At 67.0% G+C, this 20,308-nt stretch carries 19 protein-coding genes; 5 read left to right on the forward strand and 14 right to left on the reverse strand.

The window, feature by feature from the left end:
• The first annotated feature begins 299 nt into the window (after positions 1-299).
• The 4 genes from AACH32_RS13740 to AACH32_RS13755 all read left to right on the forward strand — a co-directional run bounded on the left by AACH32_RS13740 (position 300) and on the right by AACH32_RS13755 (position 2,619).
• Complete coding sequence (locus tag AACH32_RS13740; RefSeq protein ID WP_338600548.1) at positions 300-1,175, forward strand: bifunctional 5,10-methylenetetrahydrofolate dehydrogenase/5,10-methenyltetrahydrofolate cyclohydrolase; 876 nt, start codon at positions 300-302, stop codon at positions 1,173-1,175.
• 12 nt (positions 1,176-1,187) lie between these two features.
• On the forward strand, positions 1,188-1,826 hold the full coding sequence (locus AACH32_RS13745; RefSeq protein ID WP_338600551.1) for a cyclodeaminase/cyclohydrolase family protein: 639 nt from the start codon (positions 1,188-1,190) through the stop codon (positions 1,824-1,826).
• A 106-nt stretch (positions 1,827-1,932) separates the two neighbouring features.
• The gene (locus tag AACH32_RS13750) at positions 1,933-2,340 is read left to right on the forward strand and encodes a phage holin family protein (protein WP_338600555.1); all 408 of its coding nucleotides are present in this window, start codon (positions 1,933-1,935) and stop codon (positions 2,338-2,340) included.
• Between the two features lie 3 nt (positions 2,341-2,343).
• Entirely contained in the window at positions 2,344-2,619 is a 276-nt protein-coding gene (locus AACH32_RS13755) for a hypothetical protein (RefSeq protein WP_338600558.1), read from the forward strand.
• Between the two features lie 62 nt (positions 2,620-2,681).
• On the opposite strand, the gene AACH32_RS13760 is transcribed toward AACH32_RS13755, so the two are convergent.
• Genes AACH32_RS13760 through AACH32_RS13775 form a run of 4 tightly spaced genes read right to left on the reverse strand, consistent with a single transcriptional unit; the run spans position 2,682 to position 8,772 of the window.
• Complete coding sequence (locus AACH32_RS13760) at positions 2,682-3,473, reverse strand: SDR family oxidoreductase (RefSeq protein ID WP_338600561.1); 792 nt, start codon at positions 3,471-3,473, stop codon at positions 2,682-2,684.
• On the reverse strand, positions 3,457-5,598 hold the full coding sequence (locus AACH32_RS13765; protein ID WP_338600563.1) for an ABC transporter ATP-binding protein: 2,142 nt from the start codon (positions 5,596-5,598) through the stop codon (positions 3,457-3,459). Before AACH32_RS13765 ends, AACH32_RS13760 begins: the two co-directional genes overlap by 17 nt.
• A gap of 2 nt (positions 5,599-5,600) precedes the next feature.
• Complete coding sequence (locus AACH32_RS13770) at positions 5,601-7,349, reverse strand: ABC transporter ATP-binding protein (RefSeq protein WP_338600565.1); 1,749 nt, start codon at positions 7,347-7,349, stop codon at positions 5,601-5,603.
• Between the two features lie 28 nt (positions 7,350-7,377).
• Entirely contained in the window at positions 7,378-8,772 is a 1,395-nt protein-coding gene (locus tag AACH32_RS13775) for a TlpA disulfide reductase family protein (RefSeq protein ID WP_338600568.1), read from the reverse strand.
• A gap of 122 nt (positions 8,773-8,894) precedes the next feature.
• Between AACH32_RS13775 and AACH32_RS13780 the strand changes: the two genes are divergently transcribed.
• Positions 8,895-10,880, forward strand: coding sequence for a ribonuclease catalytic domain-containing protein (locus AACH32_RS13780; protein ID WP_338600571.1), 1,986 nt, complete (start codon positions 8,895-8,897; stop codon positions 10,878-10,880).
• Positions 10,881-11,257: 377 nt separating this feature from the next.
• Here the strand turns inward: AACH32_RS13780 and AACH32_RS13785 are convergent, their stop codons facing one another.
• The 10 genes from AACH32_RS13785 to AACH32_RS13830 all read right to left on the reverse strand — a co-directional run bounded on the left by AACH32_RS13785 (position 11,258) and on the right by AACH32_RS13830 (position 20,123).
• The gene (locus tag AACH32_RS13785; protein WP_338600575.1) at positions 11,258-11,731 is read right to left on the reverse strand and encodes a pyridoxamine 5'-phosphate oxidase family protein; all 474 of its coding nucleotides are present in this window, start codon (positions 11,729-11,731) and stop codon (positions 11,258-11,260) included.
• Positions 11,732-11,733: 2 nt separating this feature from the next.
• The gene (locus AACH32_RS13790; protein WP_338600578.1) at positions 11,734-12,870 is read right to left on the reverse strand and encodes a tRNA-queuosine alpha-mannosyltransferase domain-containing protein; all 1,137 of its coding nucleotides are present in this window, start codon (positions 12,868-12,870) and stop codon (positions 11,734-11,736) included.
• A gap of 3 nt (positions 12,871-12,873) precedes the next feature.
• Entirely contained in the window at positions 12,874-13,677 is an 804-nt protein-coding gene (locus AACH32_RS13795; RefSeq protein WP_338600581.1) for a hypothetical protein, read from the reverse strand.
• Between the two features lie 9 nt (positions 13,678-13,686).
• Positions 13,687-14,466 (reverse strand): imidazole glycerol phosphate synthase subunit HisF, encoded by a 780-nt coding sequence (gene hisF, locus AACH32_RS13800; RefSeq protein ID WP_338600584.1) that lies wholly within the window; start codon positions 14,464-14,466, stop codon positions 13,687-13,689.
• Entirely contained in the window at positions 14,456-15,103 is a 648-nt protein-coding gene (hisH, locus tag AACH32_RS13805) for an imidazole glycerol phosphate synthase subunit HisH (protein WP_338600587.1), read from the reverse strand. Before hisH ends, hisF begins: the two co-directional genes overlap by 11 nt.
• Positions 15,104-15,314: 211 nt before the next feature.
• The gene (locus tag AACH32_RS13810; RefSeq protein ID WP_338600590.1) at positions 15,315-16,163 is read right to left on the reverse strand and encodes a 3-hydroxybutyryl-CoA dehydrogenase; all 849 of its coding nucleotides are present in this window, start codon (positions 16,161-16,163) and stop codon (positions 15,315-15,317) included.
• Positions 16,164-16,188: 25 nt separating this feature from the next.
• Positions 16,189-16,830 carry a CDP-alcohol phosphatidyltransferase family protein gene (locus AACH32_RS13815; RefSeq protein WP_338600593.1) on the reverse strand — a complete coding sequence of 214 codons (642 nt, stop codon included), beginning with the start codon at positions 16,828-16,830 and terminating at the stop codon, positions 16,189-16,191.
• Positions 16,831-16,939: 109 nt separating this feature from the next.
• Complete coding sequence (mnmG, locus tag AACH32_RS13820) at positions 16,940-18,835, reverse strand: tRNA uridine-5-carboxymethylaminomethyl(34) synthesis enzyme MnmG (RefSeq protein ID WP_338600596.1); 1,896 nt, start codon at positions 18,833-18,835, stop codon at positions 16,940-16,942.
• Complete coding sequence (locus AACH32_RS13825) at positions 18,832-19,323, reverse strand: flavin reductase family protein (protein WP_338600599.1); 492 nt, start codon at positions 19,321-19,323, stop codon at positions 18,832-18,834. The genes mnmG and AACH32_RS13825 overlap by 4 nt, the downstream gene beginning before the upstream one ends.
• Complete coding sequence (locus tag AACH32_RS13830; RefSeq protein ID WP_338600602.1) at positions 19,320-20,123, reverse strand: YdcF family protein; 804 nt, start codon at positions 20,121-20,123, stop codon at positions 19,320-19,322. Before AACH32_RS13830 ends, AACH32_RS13825 begins: the two co-directional genes overlap by 4 nt.
• Positions 20,124-20,308 lie beyond the last annotated feature (185 nt).

Below are 20,308 nucleotides of genomic sequence, written 5' to 3' on the forward strand. Positions count from 1 at the left end.
TAGGTAGAAGCCGTGGATGGCTGACGGGCCAAGGCCGGGCCTGTGCGGTAGTCTGGGTCCCCGAGGGGCTAACAGCAACCTGAGCCGAAGCCTTTGCCGCAGATTGTAGCTCCATTGGTAACGGACATATGGGGGCCTGTCAAGCGCGTCGGCCGCCGCTCTGGACGCAGAAAAAGATTGACACTATTTGCGCTGTGTGTTGTGTTTGGTGGCGCTGGCGCCTCCGGCGCGGCACACCTGAAAAGCCAAGCAAACTTAATTGCCTAACACACGGCATTGTCTCAAGAAAGGAGTAGGCCATGGCGGCTGAGTTGATCAAGGGCTTGCCTATCGCCAAAGCGATCCGCGAGGAGATTATCGAGGAAGTCAACGGACTCAAGGCCAAGGGCGTGCAGCCCAAGCTGGCCGTCCTGTTGGTGGGCGACGATCCCGGCAGCGTCTGGTACGCCAAGTCCAAGGTGGGCGTGGGCGAAAAGCTGGGCATCGTGGTGGACCTGCACACCATGGCTCCGGACACCAGCGAAGAGACCATCCTGGAGCAGATCCAGGGCTGGAACATGGACTCGTCCGTGCACGGCATCCTGGTGGAGCTGCCCCTGCCCAAGGGTATTTCCAAGGAAAAGGTCATGGAGTCCATCGACCCCAAGAAGGACGTGGACGGCGTGCACCCGGTGAACCGCGGCTACCTCTTGGGCGGCCAGGAGCATCTGGCCCTGGTGCCGGCCACTCCGCTTAGCTGCATCGCCCTGGCCGAGCGGGCGGGCATCGACTTCAAAGGCAAGCGGGTCACCCTGGTCGGCCGTGGCGACACCGTGGGACGCCCCCTGGCCAGTCTGCTGATCAAGCGCGATGCCACCATCACCGTCTGCCACACCAAGACCAAGGATCTGCCCGCCGAGTGCCAGCGGGGCGAGATCGTGGTGGCCGCCGCCGGTTTCGCGGGCCTGGTCAAGAAGGACATGATCAGCCCCGGCACGGTGGTCATCGACGCGGGCGTCAACGAGATCAAGGACGAGGCCACCGGCGAGAGCAAGTACGTGGGCGACTGCGAGCCCGACGTGGCCGACGTGGCCGCGGCCCTGAGCCCGGTTCCCGGTGGCGTGGGCAGCCTGACCACCACCATCATCATGGGCAACGTGCTCAAGGCCCTCAAGCTCCAGGGCGCGGACAAGTAAGGAGGAGCCAAGATGGCCCAGCAAGTCTATGAGATGACCCTGAACGACTTTATAGAGATCGCGGCTTCCAAGAGCCACACCCCCGGCGGCGGCAACGTGTCGGCGGTGGTGGCCACCCTGGGTGCCTCCATGGTGGCCATGGTGGGCAACCTGACCCTGGCCAACAAGAAGTACGAAGAGCACAAGGACCAGGCCCAGGGCTGCGTGGACCGGGTAATGGGCATGATCGCCAAGCTCAAGGACCTGACGGTCAAGGACATGGAGGCCTTTGACGCCTACATGGGCGTGTTCAAGATGCCCAAGGACACCGACGAGGAGAAAGCGGCACGCAAGCAAGCCATGGAAGACGCGGCCAAGCAAGCCACCCTGGTGCCCCTGGAGATATGCAAGACCTGCCTGGACATCGTGGACGAGGCCGACGCCCTGTCCAAGTACGGCAACCTCATGGCCATCAGCGACGTGGGCGTGGGAGCCATGGTGGCCGAGGCGGCCCTGCGCTCGTGCATGCTCAGCGTGGACATCAACGTGCCCAGCATCAAGGACCAGGACTTCGTCAGGGACGTGTTGGCCGAGAAGGCCCGCCTGTTCACCCAGGCTGAAAAACTGCGCACCCTGGCCATGGCCCGGGTCATAGAGAAGATGGGCGGCTAGCGCCCCCAGCGGCCCGAAAGCACGGCGGGAGCCCTCCGGGGCTCCCGTTTTTTTTTGCTTGGCGGGTCCGCTTGCGGCCCGCACCGGCCTGTGATAGCTTTTCCCCATGCACAAGGGGTTACTGTTCAGATGGGTGGTCAACGCCCTGGGCCTGCTCTTCGTATCCTGGCTGTTTGACGGCATCCAGGTGAACGGGGTGGGCTGGGCTTTCGTGGCCGCCCTGTTTTTGGGCATCTTCAACGCCCTGGTCCGCCCGGTCCTGATCCTGCTCACCCTGCCCATCACCGTGGTCACCATGGGCCTGTTCATCCTGGTGATCAACGCCCTGATGCTCTGGCTCACCGGCACCCTGCTGGCCGGTTTCCAGGTGCACGGTTTCTGGACGGCGGTAGGGGGAGCCCTGGTGCTCAGCGTCATCAGCCTGGCGGCCAACTCCCTGGTGGGGGAGCGAGGCAACATCGAGGTGATCGACATGCGCCGCGACGCGCATGGTCGCTGGGAGCGGAGGGACTAGGCCGTGGAGACGCATCAAAGGTCGTTGCAGCTAAGGGTGGACTCCTGCCAGGAAGTCATCGACCACATCAGCCGCCGCCTGTCCGCCGAAGACATCAACCCCCGCATCGTGGACCAGTTGGAGCGCCTGCGCGAGCTGCTGGCCTTTTTGGATCACCGTCTGGTCAATGAAAACGACCTCTACCGCATCGAGGTCTCCACCAACCAACTCCTGCGCGAACTGGGCATACTTTTCAACCACAACCAGTTCGGCTCCCTCTACGACCACACCCTGCAGTAAATCCGGCCCACCCCGCGGCCGATGGCCCGGCGCCGCCCCCCGGCGAGCCGGGCCGCTGATTTTTAGGTGAGCCCTCTATACAGGCCGCCGTCGATGAGGTAGCTGGCCCCGGTGATGTAGTCCGCCGGCTGGCCGGCCAAAAACACCACCAGAGCGGCGAACTCCTCGGGCTTGCCCAGGCGCTTCAGGGGAATGGCCGCCACCGTTTCGGCCAGGGCCTGGTCCCGGCTGATGCCCTCGGTCTCGGCCCGGTGCTTGAGAAGCTGCTCCACCCGCTCGGTGTGCATCCAGCCGGGCAAGATGTTGTTAACCGTGACTCCCGAGGCGGCCACCTCGTCGGCCAGGGTCTTGGCCCAGCCCACCACCGCCGCGCGGATGCTGTTGCTTAAAATCAGCCCGGCCAGGGGCTGCTTCACCGAAACGCTGGTCATGTTGATCACCCGGCCCCAGCCCGCCTGCATCATGGCCGGCAGGAGCGCGCGGGTCATGGCCTGGGCCGAGAGCAGGGTCAGCTCCACCGCCCGGCGCCAGGCTGTCTCGTCCAGGTCCAGGAAGGCGCCGGTGGGCGGCCCGCCCGCGTTGTTCACCAGGATATCCACCCGGCCGAAGCGCTCCAGGGCGGCCCCGGCGAAAGCCGCCGCCGCGCCCTGAGCGACCAGGTCCACCGGCTGGGCCATGACCTGCACCCCGTACTCGTCCGCGATCTTCCCGGCCGCCTCGGTGAGCTTCTCCTCGCCGCGGGCGCACAGGGCCAGATGGCATCCCTCGGCGGCCAGGCCCTTGGCCACGGCAAAACCCAACCCCCGGCTGGCCCCGCCCACCAGGGCGACCTTGCCTTTAATCCCCATTTCCATGGTGATCCTCCTTGTTCTTGAGCCGTTGCAAGCGCACCAGGCGCGCGTAGAGCCCGTCCAGGTCCATAAGCTCCTGATGCCGCCCCTGCTCCACCACCCGCCCCTGGTGCATCACCAGGATGTTGTCCGCCCGGCGAATGGTGGACAAACGGTGGGCCACCACCAGGCTGGTGCGCCCGGCCATGACCCGGGGCAGGGCCTTTTGAATGAGCCGCTCGCTCACCGGGTCCACGCTGCTGGTGGCCTCGTCCAACACCAGCACCCGGGGCTCCCCGGCCACCGCCCGGGCCAGGGCCAAGAGCTGGCGCTGCCCCGCGCTGAGGCGCCGCGCCCCCTCGCCCAACTGGGTGTCCAGGCCCGCCTCCAGGCGCCCCACGAACTCGGCCGCCCCGCTGACTTCCAAGGCCCGCTCCAGGTGCTCCTGGTCCACCTCCGGGCGATGCAGGGTGATGTTGTCCTTCACCGTGCCCGAGAGCAGAAACACCTCCTGGGAAACCAGGGCCACCCGCTTGGCCAGGTCCTTGCGGTCCATGTCCCTGAGATCCACTCCGTCGATGGCGACGGACCCCTGGTCCGGGTCGTAGAGGCGCAGGAGCAGGTTGACCAGGCTGGTCTTGCCCGCCCCGGTGGGGCCAACCACGGCCCAACTCTGGCCGGGCGGGATGGTCAGGTCAAGCTCGTGCACCACCGGCCGCCCCGGCTCGTAGCCAAAGGTGACCCCGCGAAACTCCACCTGGCCCGGCCCCGGCTGGGCCGGCGCGGCGGTGCGCGGCGCGGGCAGGGCCTGGTCGTTGTCCAGTAGATGGAAGATGCGCTCGCCGGAGGCCATGGCCGCCTGCATGATGTTGTACTTCTCGGCCAGGTCGCGCACCGGGCGGAAGAACATCTGCATATAGGCGATAAAGGCCACCAGGGTGCCCAGGCTGAGCTGGTCCTGGATCACCCGCCCGCCGCCGTAGTAGATGATGAGAGCCATGGCCACCGAGCTGAGTAGCTCGGTGATGGGCAGGAAAACGGTGAAGACCTTGACCTGGCGCATGCCCGCGGCGAAGTAGCCATCGTTGAGCTCGCGGAACTTTTCTTCCCCCGCCCGCTCGGCCCGGAAGAGCTTGATCACCGCCATGCCGTCCAGGGTCTCGCTGAGCCAGCTATTGATGCGCCCCAGATGGCCTTGCAGGCGGCGGAAGGCGTCGCGGGCCAGGCGGGAGAAGGCCCAGGCCAGGGCCCCCACCACCGGGGTGAGGGCCAGGCAGACCAGGGCCAGGTAAAAGTCCAGCCACAACAACACCAGCACGATGCCCACGATGACGAAAAAGTCCTGAAACAGCGAGACCAGGGCGCTGGTGAACATTTCGTTGAGGTTCTGGATGTCGTTGGTCAGGCGGGTGACCAGCTTGCCCACCGGGTTGCGGCCGTAGAAAAACTCGTTGCGCCCCAGCAGGTGGCGGTAGAGCTGCTGGCGCATGGCCAGCATCATCTCCTGGCCGGTGCGCTCCAGGAGCATGGTCTGGAAATAGCCCAAGATGAACACCCCGGCGGCGGCCAGCAAGAACACCAGGGCCAAGCGGGCCAGACCCCAGGCGTCCGGAGCGCGCAGGGCCCGCACCTGGGCCTCGGGCAGCCGGGCCAGGTCCGGGGTGGCGATCACCCAACGCTCCCCCGCCTTGATGAACACCCGGGGGTGTTCCCCGGCCAGGCGCTCGGCCTCTTTGGTTTGGGGCGCCAGGTAAAAGGGGTCCTTGCTCACCGCGCCGGCCTGGCGCAGCTTGGCGGTAAGGCGGGGGTCCAGCTTGCGCCAAGCGGTTTCGGGCACGAACACCGCCCCGCTCCGACCGGGCAGGAAAGAGGCGCCCGCTCCCTGGCGCAACCGTGCCGCCAGCTCTGGCGGGGCGTCGCCGGGCCGCACCTCCAGGGCCTGGCGCACCATGTAGTTGTCAATGGCCAGGCGGGTGATGTAGGGCAGGCTCAGGTCCAGGCCCGTGGCCAACAGGGTGAGCAGCGAGGCGAACAGAATCACCGCCAAATGGGGCCGCCCATAGGAGGCCAGGCGCTTGAGCAGCCGGAAGTCGTAGGGCTTGCCCAGCTGGTCGCCTTCCATGTAGCCGAAATCTCCCGGCGGAGCCATGGCTAGCCTTCCTCCAGCTCGGCCAGGATGGCCTGCTCGGCGAACAGATCATGGTAAAGCCCCTGCAGGGCCATGAGCGAGGCGTGATCGCCCTCCTCCACCAGGAGGCCCTGGTCCAAGACATAGATGTGCCGGGCAAAGGCCACGCTGCCCAGGCGGTGGCTCACCACCAGGGTGGTGCGCCCGGCCCGCAGGCGGGCCAGGTTGGCCAGGATGCGGGTCTCGGTGCCGGTGTCCACGGCCGACAGCGGGTCGTCCAACACCAGCACCGCCGGGTCCAACAGCAGGGCCCGGGCCAGGCACAGGCGCTGGCGCTGGCCCCCGCTCAGGGTGTGGGCCCGCTCGCCCAGTTCGGTTTCCAGGCCCTGGGGCAGCTCCCGCACCTCTTGGGCCAACTCCGCCGCCTCCAGGGCGGCCCACAGGCGCGCCTCGTCGGCCGAGGGATCGCCCAGGGCCAGGTTGTGGGCCAACGTGGCCGAGAACAAAAAGGCCTCCTGGGGCACCTGCACCACGTGGGAGCGCAGGTCCTCCTGGGCCAGCTCCAACACGTCGGTCCCTTCCACGAACACCGCGCCTCCGGGCGGTTCGTACAGGCGGCCCAACAGGCGCAGCAAGGTGGACTTGCCGCTGCCGATGGGCCCCACCACCGCGGTAAGCTGTCCGGCCGGGGCCTTGAGGCTCACCCGGCTCAGGGTGTCGGACGCCGCGCCGGGGTAGCGGTAGGTCAACTCCCGCACCTCCACTCCCAGCTCGGGCTTTTGGGGCAGGCGGGCCGGGCGGGCCGGGTCTTGCACCGCCGGGCTTGCCTCCAGCACCTGGCTAACCCGCTCCAGGGAGGCGCGGGCCCGCTGCAACAGGCTCACCACCCAGCCCAGGGCCATCATGGGCCAGGTGAGCATGCCCAGGTAGGCGGTGAAGGCCACGAAGTCGCCGGGGGTGATCTGGCCGAACACGGCCAAGGGGCCGCCCGCCCCCAGCACCACGGCCAGGCTCAGGTTGGTGAAAAACACCATCAGGGGAAAGAACAGGGCCATGACCCGGGCCAGGCTCAGGTTCTGCTTGAGGTAGCCCCGGGCGCTCACCTCCAAGCGGCGCTCCTCGCTGTCGGCCAGGGCGTAGGTCTTGATCAGGCGCACCCCGCTGATCACCTCGCGCACCTGCTCGGTCATGGCCGAAAAGGCCTCCTGCACCTTGGAGAAGCGGGTGTGAAAGCGGCGGCTCTGCTGGCGGGTGAGGATGACGATGGCGGGCATGGGCAGGATGGCCAGCAGCGCCAGCAGGGGGCTGATGTAGAGCATGAAACCGATGGCGGCCAGGCCCATGAAGGCGCCGTCCACCGCCGCCACCAGGCCGATGCCCGTGGCCATGCGGATGTTGTTCAGATCGTTGGTGGCCCGGGCCATGAGCTCGCCGGGGGGGTGGTCGTCCAGGTAGCCCACGTGCATGCTTTGCAGATGCTCGAAAAGCTCCCCACGCAAGCGGCGCTCCACCTCGCGGGAAAAGCCCATGAGCAGAGGGCGCCAGATGAGGCGCATGAGCACCATGGCCAGGGCCAGGCCCACGATACCCGCGCCGATGGTCATCAGGCGCTGGGCGTCGGCCCGCCCCAGGGTGAGGTCGTCCACCGCGAACTTGATCAGGCGGGGGATGTAGAGTTGGAAAACGTCCACCAGCACCAGGGCGACGAACCCCACCCCCAGGCCCAGGGCCTTGCGCCGGGCCAGGCCGCGCAACAAGGCCCAGGCTCTCACGATCTCACCTCGCTGGGAGAGACACGGCTCAATGCCTCAGGAAAGCCGCGCGGCAGGGCCGAGGCAACAGGAACTCCTCGCTGCGGGCCACCACGTTTTTCTGCGGACCGATAAGCACCGTGATCCACATGCGCATCCGTCCCCCCTGGGGCAACTCGGGCATCTGGTCGCAACGCACGAACAGCAGGTAGTCGTCCAGGGAGGTGCTTTCCACCCGGTGGTAGAGCCGGTCCGCGTCGCCGGTGGGGCTCAGGGCCCTGCCCTTGGCGTCCTCGGGCCACAAGTTGACGGTCATCCACAGCCCCTGGTCGGTGGGCAGATCGCCGAGCCCGGCTTTGACCTTGAGCATCATGCCGGGATGATCTTCATAAACCTCGCCCTCGGTGAGAGCCAGGGACTTGATGCGCCCGCGGGCCGCGTTCACCCAGACGGTCCGGTCATCCTGCTGGGCCGGGGGAGAGGCCTGGTTGGGGGCCGCGCCCGGAGCCGGGGCCGAGGGAGGCGCGAACCGCGGGGCATGGGGCGCGTTGCGCGCATAATACCCGCCCGCGCCGCAGTTGGCGGCTATGGGGAAGCTGGCGCTGGAGTCCACCGCCTTGTAATGCTCATCGATCACCGACAGGCGGGCCACATAGGCGGAGGAGGTCCCCAAGGGCGGCAGCTGGTCGCATCTGACGAACATCATGAAGTATTCCTTGTTCACGTCGTCGATGCGCATGTACAGGGTCTTGGTCTGCCCCCCGTTTTCGGGGCTGATGTCCAGGGCCAGCCAGAGGCCGCGCACCGCGTTCAAATCGGCCACCTGCGCCACCGTGTGCACGTAGATGCCCCTGGCGCCCTGAAACTGCTCGCCGTCGGTGACCCACAGGTCCACGAAACGGGGATCGCCCGGACGGCGTCGCTTTACCTTGGCCGCCTTGGGCTCGGGGCTTTTGGCCTTGGCCAGATAGGGATAGGCCGCGTTGGCCAGATGCATTTCCGACACCGGGCCCTCGAAGCGCTTCACCACGCGCCCGGCGGGGTCTATGACCAGGGTGGTGGGCAACACCCGCACCCCCGCGTTGGCCTGGGCCCACTCCACGTCGCCCAGCACCACCGGCATGCGCAGGCCCAGACGGGCCACGAAGGGCTTGACCGCCTTGATCCCGCCCTTGTCCACGCTGAAGGCGATGGCGCTGACCCCGCGATCGGCGTATTCCTGGGCAAAGCGGTCCAGCTTGGGCAGCGCCCGCTTGCAGGGGCCGCACCAGGTGGCGAAGAAATCCACGATGACCACCCGGCCTCGGAACTGCTCCAGGCTCAGGCGGCCGCCCTCCAGGGCGGGCAGGTTGAAGTTGAGGGTGGTCGGCGGCGCGGCTTGGGCCGGTAAAATCACCGCCAAGAGCGCCAGGCAAATTACAAAAGCGGACAGGGCCTTAGCCATGTAGCCTCCCTATGGGTTACCAATCAATGATAATACCATTTGTCCGGTAGGGGGCAAGTTGACACCCCCCCCTTTTCGCCGGTAGACTCATCTACCCAATCTGCCGCGAAAGTCGGAGCGTAATGAGCGACCCTATTGGCCAGCTAGTCGATTTCATCGAGAAAAACCGCGTTGAACTGGGTTTGGTGGTGGCGGCCAAGAAAGGGCGGCTCAATCTGCTCACCGCCGGCGGCCGTCAGACCACCCTGAATACCAACCGGGTTTTGTACATGTCCCCTGCCGCCATGGGCTCGGAGGCCACCCGGGAGGCGCAGGCACAATACCTGGGCGAGGTGCTCTGTGCCCGCGACGAATTGGCCGCTCAGGTGAACGTAGAGGAGTTGTGGGAGTTGGTCTACGAGGAGACCGATCCCCTGTCGCTAAAGGATCTGGCCCAGTTGGCCTTTGGCCGTCCCCTGAGCGACGACCAGGTCTCGGCCACCCTCCGGGCCCTGTTCAACGAACGCATCCATTTTCGTCTGGCCGGCAGCCAGTTTCTGCCCTACAGCCCCGAGCAGATCGAGGCCAAGCGCCTGCAGGCCGAGCGGGAGCAGGCCCGTCAGGCCCAGGTGGCCGAAGGGGTTGATTTTCTCAGGAACCTGCCCGATGAGGGCCCCCTGCCCCAGCCCCCGGAAGAACTGGGCCGATTGTTGGTGGACTACCTGGTTTTCCAGGAAGAGTGCCGCCAGGCCAAGCTGGCCAAAGAGGTGTTGGCCGGGGCCGAGGTGGGCGGAGCCAAAAAGCTGTTTCGCCTGCTGGTGAGCCTGGGGGTGCTGGAGCCCCACCACAACCTGGAGCTGATCCGCCAGGGCATAAGCGGGGAGTTCTCCGCCGAGGCCCAGGACCAGGCCCGGGAGCTAGACCCCAATCCCAGCCAAGGCGGGGCGCGCACCGACCTCACCGACCTCTACACTTTCACCATCGACGGCAATTTCACCACCGACTTCGACGACGCCCTGTCCTTTGAGCCGGACGATAACGGCGGGGGCACGCTGGGGGTGCACATAACCGACGCCGGGGCCATCATGCCCCTCGAGGGCCCCTTGGAAGACGAGGCCCGCACGCGGGCCACCTCTTTGTACCTGCCCGACGACCGCCTGCCCATGCTGCCCCCGCGCCTGAGCGAAGACCAGCTTTCCCTGCGCCAGGGGGAGCTGCGCCCTGCCCTGTCGGTGCTGGCCCGGCTGGACGCCGAGGGCAGGCTCATCGACTACCGCCTGGAGCGCAGCCTATTGAAGGTGCACAAGCGCCTGACCTACGACGAGGCCGACGGCATGCTGGAAAGCGATGCCCGCCTGGCCGGGCTGCACGCCATATGCCACGCCCTGCGCCGGCGCCGGGGCGAGGCGGGGGCCTACTTTTTGCCCCTGCCCGAGGTGCTGGTGGGGGTGGACCCGGCCACCAAGGAGGTCTGGGTGCGCCGGGTGGACCGCAACGGGCCCAGCCGGGAAATGGTGGCCGAGACCGCCATCCTGGGCAACTGGCTCTTCGCCCTGTTCCTGGCCGATTCGGGAGCCCCCGCCTTGTTCCGCACCCAGGCCAAGCCCTCGGAGCCCATCGAGGAGCGCGATCCCAGCGACGTGTACCACCACTTCAAGCAGCGTCGCCTGCTCAACCGGGTGGAGATAACCGCCAAGCCGGGCCTGCACTCCAGCCTGGGGGTGCACCCCTACACCCACGCCACCAGCCCCATCCGCCGCTATTTGGACCTGGTGATGCAGCGCCAGATCGGCAGCATCCTGTGCGGCGGCCCGCCGCTGTACAGCGCCAAAGAGTTGGAAGAGCTGGCCATGGAGGTGGGCCCCACGGTGCGCCGGGCCATGCGGGTGCGCCAGGTGCGCCAGCGCTACTGGCTCTTGCAGTGGCTGCGCCAGCGCCAGGACCAGCCCCAAACGGCGGTGGTCATGGAGCGCCAGATGCGCCGCTGGCAACTGCTGCTCACCGACATCATGATGCTGGTGAACATCCCCATCCGCGCCGGGCAGGAGCTTAGCCCCGGTCAAGAGGTGCAGGTGATGGTGGAGCGGGTGGACCCCTTTGACGACATCCTGCGGGTGAAGCTGGTCTGAAATTGGTTTAGCGCCGCCGCGCCTATTACCTTTAAGAGTTTTGAAAAAATGAATGGGAGGCGATCCCCGCCTGGGCAACAGGCCCCAGCGCCTCTTGCACTGGCCTAGCTTTCGAACTGAGGCCCCCGATAACCAGGCAAGCCTCTCCGACCCAGCCTTCTCAGCAAGGCGGCGAGGCGACAGGTGGCCGGGGCGACGCGCCAGCCAACCCGCCTTTTCATTTTTTCCAGACTCTTTGCCCGGGAACGATCACAACGGGCCCGCCGGTCGCGGCACAACGGTGGACGACGACCGGGGACTTAAGCGCCACATTGACTTATAGCGAGGTCTGAGCGCCGCCGACAACGCCGCCCAAGGAGGCCTGGCGAAGCCGCCCCCTACTCCCCCATCTGGTTGCGCTTGCCGCTTAGATGCTCGATCTCCACACAGATCACGGCCAGGCCCTGGACCTTTTCGGGAGGGAAATCCATCTCGCCTTCATAGCCGCATTGGCGGGCGATGGCCGCCAGACCGGCCACCTTGGCCTCCAGATCTTCCACCAGGGTGGCCCGGCCCAGGCCCACCACGCTGCGGTAGCGGGTGTCCCATTTGCAGGGGTTGGGCCCGCTCATCAACTCCACCGACTCCATGACCGTGAAGCTGACCTTGGGGTTGGCGGCCAATATCTCCATCTTCAGGCCCTTGGGCCCGGTGTGCATGTAGACCTTGCCCTCCAGGCAGCCGTAGTTCATGGGCACCACGTAGGGCTGGTCGCCCTGGGCCAGGGCCAGGCAAAGGATGTTGCCGCGCTCCAGGATGGCTTGGGCCTCTTCGTTGATTTGCTTCTGGGTCTTGCGCAGGGGCCGCTGCATGGTCAGGTCTCCTCGATGGTTTGGGCAATCACCATTTGCCAGGCAGGGGCCTGGGACTGCCAAGTGAAGTTTTGGGCCAGGGGCCGGTAATCCTCTTGCCGCGTGGCCTCGGGCTCTTGGGCCAGGTCAACCAGCCTCGCGCCCAACTCGCCCGGCGGATAGCGGAAACGGGCCGGGTAGAGCTGGGGATAGACCAGGGCGTCCGGCAGCAGGGGGCGACACCCAGCCCACACCGCTTCGGCCACGCTAATACCAAAATACTCTTGCCGGGCGGTGGAGACCACCACGTCGGCCCAGAAAAGCCATTTCCAATACAGGTTTCTGGCCTGGGCGTGCCCCCATTGCACAATGTGTCGCGTCAGGGCCTCTCGGGCCCGGGCGAACACCGCCGGAGGCTGGGCCGGGGCCGGGCCCAGCACCGCCACCTGGAACTCCAGGCCCTGGGCGGCCAACTCCTCCAGGGCGGCGAAAAACTCCTCCGGCGCCTTGTCCTGGGCCCAGCGGTGGTTCCACAGGATGCGCAGCGGACCCCGGCGGGGCTGGCGGGTCTGGCTCGTGGCCTCGCCGGGGTCGATGGGCATGGGCAGGATCTGGCTCTTGGCGGCGATGGCCTGGGGCAGGCCCAGGGGGCGCATGTCCGGCAGGCGGCCCACCAGCTCCCGGGCCGCGCCCAGGAACTCGTCGCGATGAAAGCGGGAGTTGAACACCACCCGCCGGGCGGCCAGGGCGCTGGTCAGGTTGCTGAAGGCCAGGTACAGGTCGCGCTCACGCAGGTTCTTCTCGGCCCGGCCCGGAGCGGGATAGGCCAGCTGGTTTTCATGGAACACCACCAGGGCGGGCACGGCGGCCAGGCTGGGAACCAGGCCCCTGAGTTCGGCCAGGCCCAGCATGTCCGAGGCCACCAGGCCGTCCCAGGGCCGGGCCAGCAACTCGGCCGCCTGATCGGCCAGAAAGGCCGCCGCCCCCCGCATGCGCCAGCGCCAGTGGCGCCCGGGCAGGCCCAGCAGGCTCCAGCGGGCCGGGACATGCTGCATCAGGCCCTGGGCAAAGGCGGCGTGGGAGGCGGTGAGGTAGGGCTCCACCAACAAAAGACGCGGGCCGCTGGAGCCCGCGTCTTGCCTGATCAGGTCGGAGGCCACGGATCAGCGGATGACGCTCTTGGGCTTGTAGTAGCCGGCGGGCACGCTGGTGCAGGGGGCCACCAGGGAGCCCCGGCCCAGCACGGTGCCGGGGTTGGTCACCGAGTTGCAGCCGGTCTGCGCCCCGTCGCCCATGATGGCCCCGAACTTGCGCCGGGCCACGTGGTACACCGAGTCCCCCGCCTTGAGGTGATAGGGGCGCTCCAGAATCTTCAGGTTGGCCAGCTTGGTGCCTGCGCCCAGGTTCACGTTGCGGCCCAGGATGGAGTCTCCCAGGTAGGCAAAGTGCCCCGCCTTGGCCCCGTCCATCATGATGGAGCTTTTCATCTCCGTGGTGTGGCCCACCACGCAACCCACCCCCACCAGGCAACTGCCGCGCAAGTAGGCCCCCTGGCGCACCTCGGTGCCCGGCCCGATGTAGGTGGGGCCCTTGAACAGGGCGCCCGGCTCCACCACCGCGCCGGGGGCTATGTGCACCTGGTCGTCCAGGAAGACGGCCCCGGCGTAGACCACCGCCGCGTCGGTGACCTCCTGGCCGTTTAAGAACACGCGCATCTCGCCCTTGGTGGGGTCGCCGCCCAGGAGCTTGTAGTCGCAGTCGAACACCCGGCCCCGGTGCAGCACCACGGTGCGGGGCAGAACCTCGCCGCCCCCGCGCAGCAGGGCCCCAGTGTGCCCGGCGTAGTCAACCAAATCGGCCGTAAAGCTCTTTATACGGTCCAGTACGTCCCAGACCAGGTCCACGCCCTTGAAAAGTTCCTTGAAAGTGGCCTCTTCCAGGTCAAAAAGGTCTGACGGAGATACCATGATTTCTCCCTACCAGTATTTACGAACCCTGATGCCCCGTTCGGACAGATAGTCCTTTATTTGTGCCACACTAAAGTGACCGTAGTGTGTCATCGAGGCGATTAGGGCGGCGTCGGCCTTGCCTTCGGTGAGCACGTCCGCCAGGTGCTGGGGCTGGCCCGCCCCGCCAGAGGCAATCACCGGTATGGAGACGTGGCTGCTGATGAGCTGGGTGAGGGTCATCTCGTAACCCTCCTGGGTGCCGTCGGCGTCGATGCTGTTCAAGCAGATCTCGCCCGCCCCCAGGCGCTCGGCCTCTTGGGCCCACCACAGGGCGTCGATGCCCATGTGCTTGCGCCCGCCGTGGATCACCATCTCGTAGCCGCTGGGAATATTTTCGCTCACCGGCACCTTGAGCACGTCCATGCCCAGCACCACGCACTGGGCCCCGAACTGGCGCGAACCCTCGGCGATGATCTGGGGGTTGGTGACCGCCGAGGAGTTCACGCTGACCTTCTCGGCCCCGGCCAGGAGCACCGCGCGCATGTCCTCCACGGTGCGCAGGCCCCCGCCCACCGAAAAGGGGATGAAGATGCGCTCGGCCACCCGGCGCACCACCTCCAGCATGATGTCGCGGGCTTCGTGGCTGGCGGTGATGTCGTAGAACACCAGCTCGTCGGCCCCCTCGCGGTAGTAGAACTCGGCCATCTCCACCGGGTCGCCGATGTCCACGTTGCCCTTGAACTTGATGCCCTTGGTGAGCTTGCCGTCGCGCACATCCAGGCAGGGGATGATGCGTTTAGAGAGCATGGCCGCCCTCCTTGCCGTCCCAGGCCAGGAAATTCTCCAGGAGCTTCAGCCCCGGACGGCCCGACTTTTCGGGGTGGAACTGCACCGCCACCATGGAGCCCCGGGCCACCGCCGAGGTGAAGGGGAAGCCGTAGTCGGTCACTCCGGCCACCAAGTCCTCGCTGGTTGGTTGCAGGAAGTAGGAGTGCACGAAGTAGAACTCGGCTTCGGCCGGGATGCCCGCGAACACCGGGTGGTTCATCCGCCAGTCAACCCCGTTCCAGCCCATGTGGGGCACCTTGAGGGCTTCGCCCGCCGCGTCGCGGTGCTCCACCGGAAAGCGCACCACCTTGCCGGGCAAGAGGCCCAGGCAGTCGGTGAGGTCTTCCTCGCTGTAGTCGAAAAGAATCTGGGTGCCGAAGCAGATGCCCAGAAAGGGCTTGCCCTGGGCCACGATGTCGGTCAGCACCCGGTCCATTCCCTGGCGGCGCAGGCTGGCCATGCCCGATCCGGCCCGGCCCACCCCCGGCAGGATTACCCGCGCGGCCTGGGCGATGAACTCCGGGTCCCGGCTGATGGCGCAGTCCGCCCCCAGGGAGCGCAGGGCCCGCTCCACGCTGGTGAGGTTGCCCGCGTCATAGTCGATGATGGCGATCAAGGGTGTTCTCCTTATGGTTTGCCGGAGCCTAACCTCCGGCGCGGCTTAAGGAATATATCATACCCCCCTTGGTCGGGCCGCGCCTGCGGCGACCGGCCCGGCCAAGGCGCCGGGGCGCGGCGGACGATGGGCGGGTTCGGGCCCGTTTTGCTTGGTCACGCGGCCGGCCATCCGGCCCTGGCTGGCCCGGCGAGGCCGGCCGCGCTGTTGGCTAATACTGGTAGAAGCCGCGGCCGGTCTTGCGCCCCAGCCAGCCCTGATCCACGTATTTTTTGAGCAGGGGGCAGGGGCGATACTTGCTGTCGCCCAGTTCCTTGTGCAACACCTCCATGATGGCCAGGCAGGTGTCCAGGCCGATGAGGTCGGCCAGGGCCAGGGGGCCCATGGGGTGGGCCATGCCCAGTTTCATGATCTGGTCGATGTCCTCGGGCTGGCCCACGCCTTCCACCACGCAGTAAACCGCCTCGTTGATCATGGGCATGAGGATGCGATTGGCCACGAAGCCGGGATAGTCGTTGGCCGGCACCGGAATCTTGCCCAGGGCCTTGGACAGCTCCATGACGGTATTAAAGGTCTCCTCGCTGGTGGCCAGGCCCTTGATCACCTCCACCAGCTTCATCATGGGCACCGGGTTCATGAAGTGCATGCCGATGACCAGCTCGGGCCGACTGGTCACGCCCGCGATCTTGGTGATGCTGATGGAGCTGGTGTTGCTGGCCAGGATCACCCCGGCCGGGCAGATGCCGTCCAACTGGCGGAAGATGTCCAGCTTGAGGTTCACGTTCTCGGTGGCCGCTTCCACCACGATGTCGGCCTGGGCCATGTCCTTGAGCTCGACCGTGGTCTTGATACGATCCAGGATGGCCTCCTGATCGGCGGCGGTGATCTTTTCCTTTTTCACCAGGCGGGCCAGGCTGCCGCTGATGGTGTCCAGGCCCTTTTGGCAGAACTCTTGTTTGATGTCGCTCATGATCACGTTGAGGCCCGCGGCGGCCGCCACCTGGGCGATGCCGTTGCCCATCTGGCCGGAACCGATCACACCGATTGTGTTTATTGCCATTATTCGCACCTTTCTTTCATAAAAATTACCGCCCGCCCGCGGCGGGGGGTTCATCAAAACGGCCGGCGTACCAATCGCGGTAGTAACTGGCGCTAGCCCAGGCGCCGACCAAAATAGATATCCACATCACTGCCTTGGCCCCGACCATCAGCCAGTGCCAACCGGCCCAGGCGGCGATCAGCTGAAAGCCCAGGCCCGAGGCCAGGCCAAAGGTCTTGTACTTGCCCAGGCGGCTGGGTTTTACCTTGGGGGCGGGCCACAGGGGGGCCTGACGGCGGTTCTGGCGGAGCATGTGCAGCAGGGGAATGACCAGGGCGTGGGCCTCCACCGCCAGGATGGCGGCCAGGGCCCAGGCGCTGAGCACCCCGTGGTACAACAGAACCAGGCTGGCGCTCACGGCCAGGACCTTGTCGCCCAGGGGGTCCAGGAAGGCCCCCAGTTTGGTCACCTGGCCCCGGCGGCGGGCCACCGCGCCGTCCAACAGGTCGCTGAAGGAGGCGAACAGGCCCAGGATTATGGCCCAGCCCAGGTAGTCGCCGGACAGGCCCACCACCCCCATGGCCACGGCGCAGGCCAGGCGGAACAGGCTGATCTGGTTGGGGCTGATCCAGGGGGGGACCAACGACACCACCCAGGCCCCGAAGCCGCCGCTGGAAACCAAAGACAAGGGCACTCTCCCCGCCTGGTCGCGAAGCACGGCGCAGGACGTTAGGCCTTGCATTGACAGGCGTTTTTCCAGGCCGGACTATAGCGCAAGCCCCCCAGGGGGGCAAGGATTAATCAGCCGCGGCCCGCTCCAGGCGGTGCAGGGTCAGCTGCAACACGGCCAGGGCCGCCGGGGTCACCCCGCTGATACGAGCCGCCTGGCCCAGGCTGGCCGGGCGCACCCGGGTGAGCTTTTCCCTCACCTCGTGGCTGAGTCCCTCGATGGCCTGGTAGTCCAGGTCCAGGGGCAGGGCCTGGGCCTCCTTGGCCCGAAAGCGCTCCACCTGCTCCCGCTCCCGCTGCTCGTAGCCCGCGTAGGCGGCCTTGATCTGCACCTGCTCCACGGCGGCGGGCTCCAGGGCCTCCAGCTCGGCCAGGGCCGGGTGCAGGGTGGCCACCTGGGCCAGGTCCATGCCCGGCCGCCGCAACACCTCCGCCGCCCTGTGGGGCCGCCTGAGGGGGGCGCTGTTCAGGTCGGCCAGGCGGTCGTTGACCTCGGCGGTGGGGTTGAGGCGCACCGTTTCCAACAACTCCAAGGCCCGCTCCACCTGGGCCCGCTTGGCGCTGAAGGCGGCCCAGCGGGCGTCGTCCACCAGGCCCAGCTCCCGGCCCAGGGGGGTGAGGCGCAGGTCGGCGTTGTCCTCGCGCAGGGTGAGGCGGAACTCGGCCCGGGAGGTGAACATGCGGTAGGGCTCGCCGGTGCCCTTGGTCACCAAATCGTCGATGAGCACGCCCAGATAGGCCTGGGAGCGGTCCAGGATCACCGGTTCCAGCCCCTGGGCGCTGCGGGCCGCGTTGATGCCCGCCCACAGGCCCTGGGCCCCGGCCTCCTCGTAGCCGCTGGTGCCGTTGATCTGCCCGGCCATGTACAGGCCCGGCAAATGCTTGGACTCCAGCCAGGGAGTCAGGTCGCGGGGATCGCTGTAGTCGTACTCGATGGCATAGCCCGGCCGGGCGATCACCGCCCGCTCGCAGCCGGGCATGGTGCGCACCATCAGGTGCTGCACCTCGGCGGGCAGGCTGGTGGGGATGCCGTTGGGGTAGATCAGGGGCGAGTCCAGGCCCTGGGGCTCCAAGAACACCTGGTGGCTGTCCTTGTCCGGAAAACGCACCACCTTGTCCTCCAGGGAGGGGCAATAGCGGGCCCCCACCCCGGTGATCACCCCGGCGTACATGGGAGCCTGGTCCAGATTGTCGCGGATGAGCTGGTGGGTGGCCTCGGTGGTGTGGCTCAGCCAGCACACCCGCTGGGGCAGCACCGGGGCGCTGCTCAAAAAGCTGAACATGCGCGGCTGCTCGTCGCCCGGCTGCTGGGGCAGCGCATCGAGGTCCAGGCTGTCCATCTCCAGGCGCGGGGTGGTGCCGGTCTTGAGGCGGCCCAGGTTGCAGCCCAGCGCGGTCAGCTGCTCCGACAGGGCGTCGGCCGGGGGATCGCCCATGCGCCCGCCCCGGCTCTGGGTCAGGCCCACGTGGAGCACTCCCCTGAGGAAGGTGCCGGTGGTGAGGATCACCGCCTTGGCCGCGATCTCCCCTCCCCGGCCCGGCCGAATGCCCGCCACCCGGCCTTTGGTGACCACCAGGCCCTGGACCTCGTCGTCCAACAGCCACAGGCCAGGCTGTTCGGCGCAGACCTGGGCCATGCGCCGGGGGTAGCGGTCGATGTCCACCTGGGCCCGGCTGGACCATACCGCCGGGCCCTTGCCCTGGTTGAGCAGGCGGAACTGGATGCCCGTGGCGTCGGTGTTGAGCCCCATCTCCCCGCCCAGGGCGTCGATCTCCTTGACCAGGTGCCCCTTGGCCAGGCCGCCCACGGCCGGGTTGCAGCTCAGGGCGGCGATGTGGGCCAGGTTGATGGTGGCCAGCAGACACTTGGCCCCCAGGCGGGCGGCGGCCAGGGCCGCCTCGCACCCGGCATGGCCCGCGCCCACCACCACCACGTCGAAGCTATCGGGAAATTCAGCGCTCAACTCAACCCCAAATAGGCGTGTTCAAATTCGCCGGTGCCCAGCACCGCTCCGCCCCGCCACAAGACCCCGGAGGGCCGGACCAGAAGCAGCTCGTGGTCGCCGGGGGTGCTGCTGTCCAACACCCGGCAGCCGATGGCCCCCGGCCCCTGGGCCAACACCGGCAGGCCCAGGGGGCCTTCCAGGAACTCGATGCCGTCCCAGCGCTGCTCCGGCGAGCGGCCCAAGGCGGCGGCCAAGGCCAGGTCGCCGGAGGGCAGCAGGTTCAGGGCGAACTCGCCCTGGGCCAGGATTTCAGGCAGCAGGCCCCTGTTGTGGCGTACCGCCACCTGGAGCAGGGGCGGATCGCCGCTGACCTGGCTGACCCAGGAGACCAGCATGCCCCGGGGCTGCTCCAGACCGCCGGTGCTCAAAAAATACAAGCCATAGGCCAGGCCGCCCAGGGCGGAGGCCATCTCCGGGCTCAGGGTGCTGATATTGGCAGGATTCATGATGTAGCTTTCTCGGGCTCCGTCCCCAGGACCTGTTTCAGCCATAGCCAGCCCAGGCCCAGATATTCGTGAATGGCTTCCTCGCTGTTTTGCAGCCCGGCGGCCGAAGGCAAAAAGGACGACAGACTCAGCCTGGGGTCCTTGGTGCGAAAGTCGCAGGGCGCGGCCACCGGGTCCAGGCCGTAGGCGCGGAACCAGGCCAGGGAGCGCGGCATGTGCATGGCCGAGGTCACCAGGGCAAAGGGTTTTCCCTGGAGCCTGGCCTTGAGAACCCTGGCCTGATCCTCGGTGTCCCAGGAGAGGCTTTCCGCGGCCATGGCCTTGCGGGGCACTCCCAATTCCCGGGCCAGGGCGATCATCACCTGCTCCTGCTCCACCGGCCGGTCCACCCCGCCGCCGGAGAGCACCAGCTTGGCCCCACGCAGGCCCCGCCACAGACGCACCCCTTCCAAAAGGCGCTTGAGGGTGGCCGAGCCCAGCCGGTCGGCCGGGCTGTTGTCCCCCAGGCTGGTGCCGCCGTTGAGCACAACAATATCGCGCACGCCCCGCGCGCTCAACCCGGCGGGCGTGGCGTAGCTCCAATTACGCGCCTCCAGGGGGCGCATGAGGACTATGCCGGTGACGGGCAGGGACAGCACCAGCAGCCACAGCCCGGCCAGGACCATCAGCCAGGGCCCCAGGCGCCGGGTGGGCCGCCGCCACCAAATGAGGGCCCCCACCAAGCCCAGAAGCAACACCTGCCCCAGGGGCAGCGCCAAGCAACTGATCAATTTTTTGGCCCAAAAGCCCCACAAGGCCATGCGCTCGTCCCGCCGGGTAATAGGGTTGTGGCCCCAATTATGCCACCGCCCTTTGCCCAGGCAAAGCGCCGCCCCGCCCTGGATCGTTCCCAGGGGCCCGTATACTTAATTTATTTTATGAATTAATATACCTATAACTCTATATTTAAATACTAATTTACCGTTACGTTTATTTGTAAATTGGT

The sequence above is a fragment of the Desulfoferula mesophila genome (assembly GCF_037076455.1).
Classification (GTDB): Bacteria; Desulfobacterota; Desulfarculia; order Desulfarculales; family Desulfarculaceae; genus Desulfoferula; species Desulfoferula mesophila.

Excerpts from the sequence above, each read along its gene's own strand:
- AACH32_RS13830 (WP_338600602.1), bottom strand. The coding sequence starts at position 20,123 with ATGGCCTTGTGGGGCTTTTGGGCCAAAAAATTGATCAGTTGCTTGGCG.
- AACH32_RS13780 (WP_338600571.1), top strand. The coding sequence starts at position 8,895 with ATGAGCGACCCTATTGGCCAGCTAGTCGATTTCATCGAGAAAAACCGC.
- AACH32_RS13795 (WP_338600581.1), bottom strand. The coding sequence starts at position 13,677 with ATGGTATCTCCGTCAGACCTTTTTGACCTGGAAGAGGCCACTTTCAAG.
- AACH32_RS13765 (WP_338600563.1), bottom strand. The coding sequence starts at position 5,598 with ATGGCTCCGCCGGGAGATTTCGGCTACATGGAAGGCGACCAGCTGGGC.
- hisF (WP_338600584.1), bottom strand. The coding sequence starts at position 14,466 with ATGCTCTCTAAACGCATCATCCCCTGCCTGGATGTGCGCGACGGCAAG.
- AACH32_RS13785 (WP_338600575.1), bottom strand. The coding sequence starts at position 11,731 with ATGCAGCGGCCCCTGCGCAAGACCCAGAAGCAAATCAACGAAGAGGCC.
- AACH32_RS13745 (WP_338600551.1), top strand. The coding sequence starts at position 1,188 with ATGGCCCAGCAAGTCTATGAGATGACCCTGAACGACTTTATAGAGATC.
- AACH32_RS13760 (WP_338600561.1), bottom strand. The coding sequence starts at position 3,473 with ATGGAAATGGGGATTAAAGGCAAGGTCGCCCTGGTGGGCGGGGCCAGC.
- AACH32_RS13810 (WP_338600590.1), bottom strand. The coding sequence starts at position 16,163 with ATGGCAATAAACACAATCGGTGTGATCGGTTCCGGCCAGATGGGCAAC.
- AACH32_RS13750 (WP_338600555.1), top strand. The coding sequence starts at position 1,933 with ATGCACAAGGGGTTACTGTTCAGATGGGTGGTCAACGCCCTGGGCCTG.
- AACH32_RS13775 (WP_338600568.1), bottom strand. The coding sequence starts at position 8,772 with ATGGCTAAGGCCCTGTCCGCTTTTGTAATTTGCCTGGCGCTCTTGGCG.
- AACH32_RS13825 (WP_338600599.1), bottom strand. The coding sequence starts at position 19,323 with ATGAATCCTGCCAATATCAGCACCCTGAGCCCGGAGATGGCCTCCGCC.
- AACH32_RS13740 (WP_338600548.1), top strand. The coding sequence starts at position 300 with ATGGCGGCTGAGTTGATCAAGGGCTTGCCTATCGCCAAAGCGATCCGC.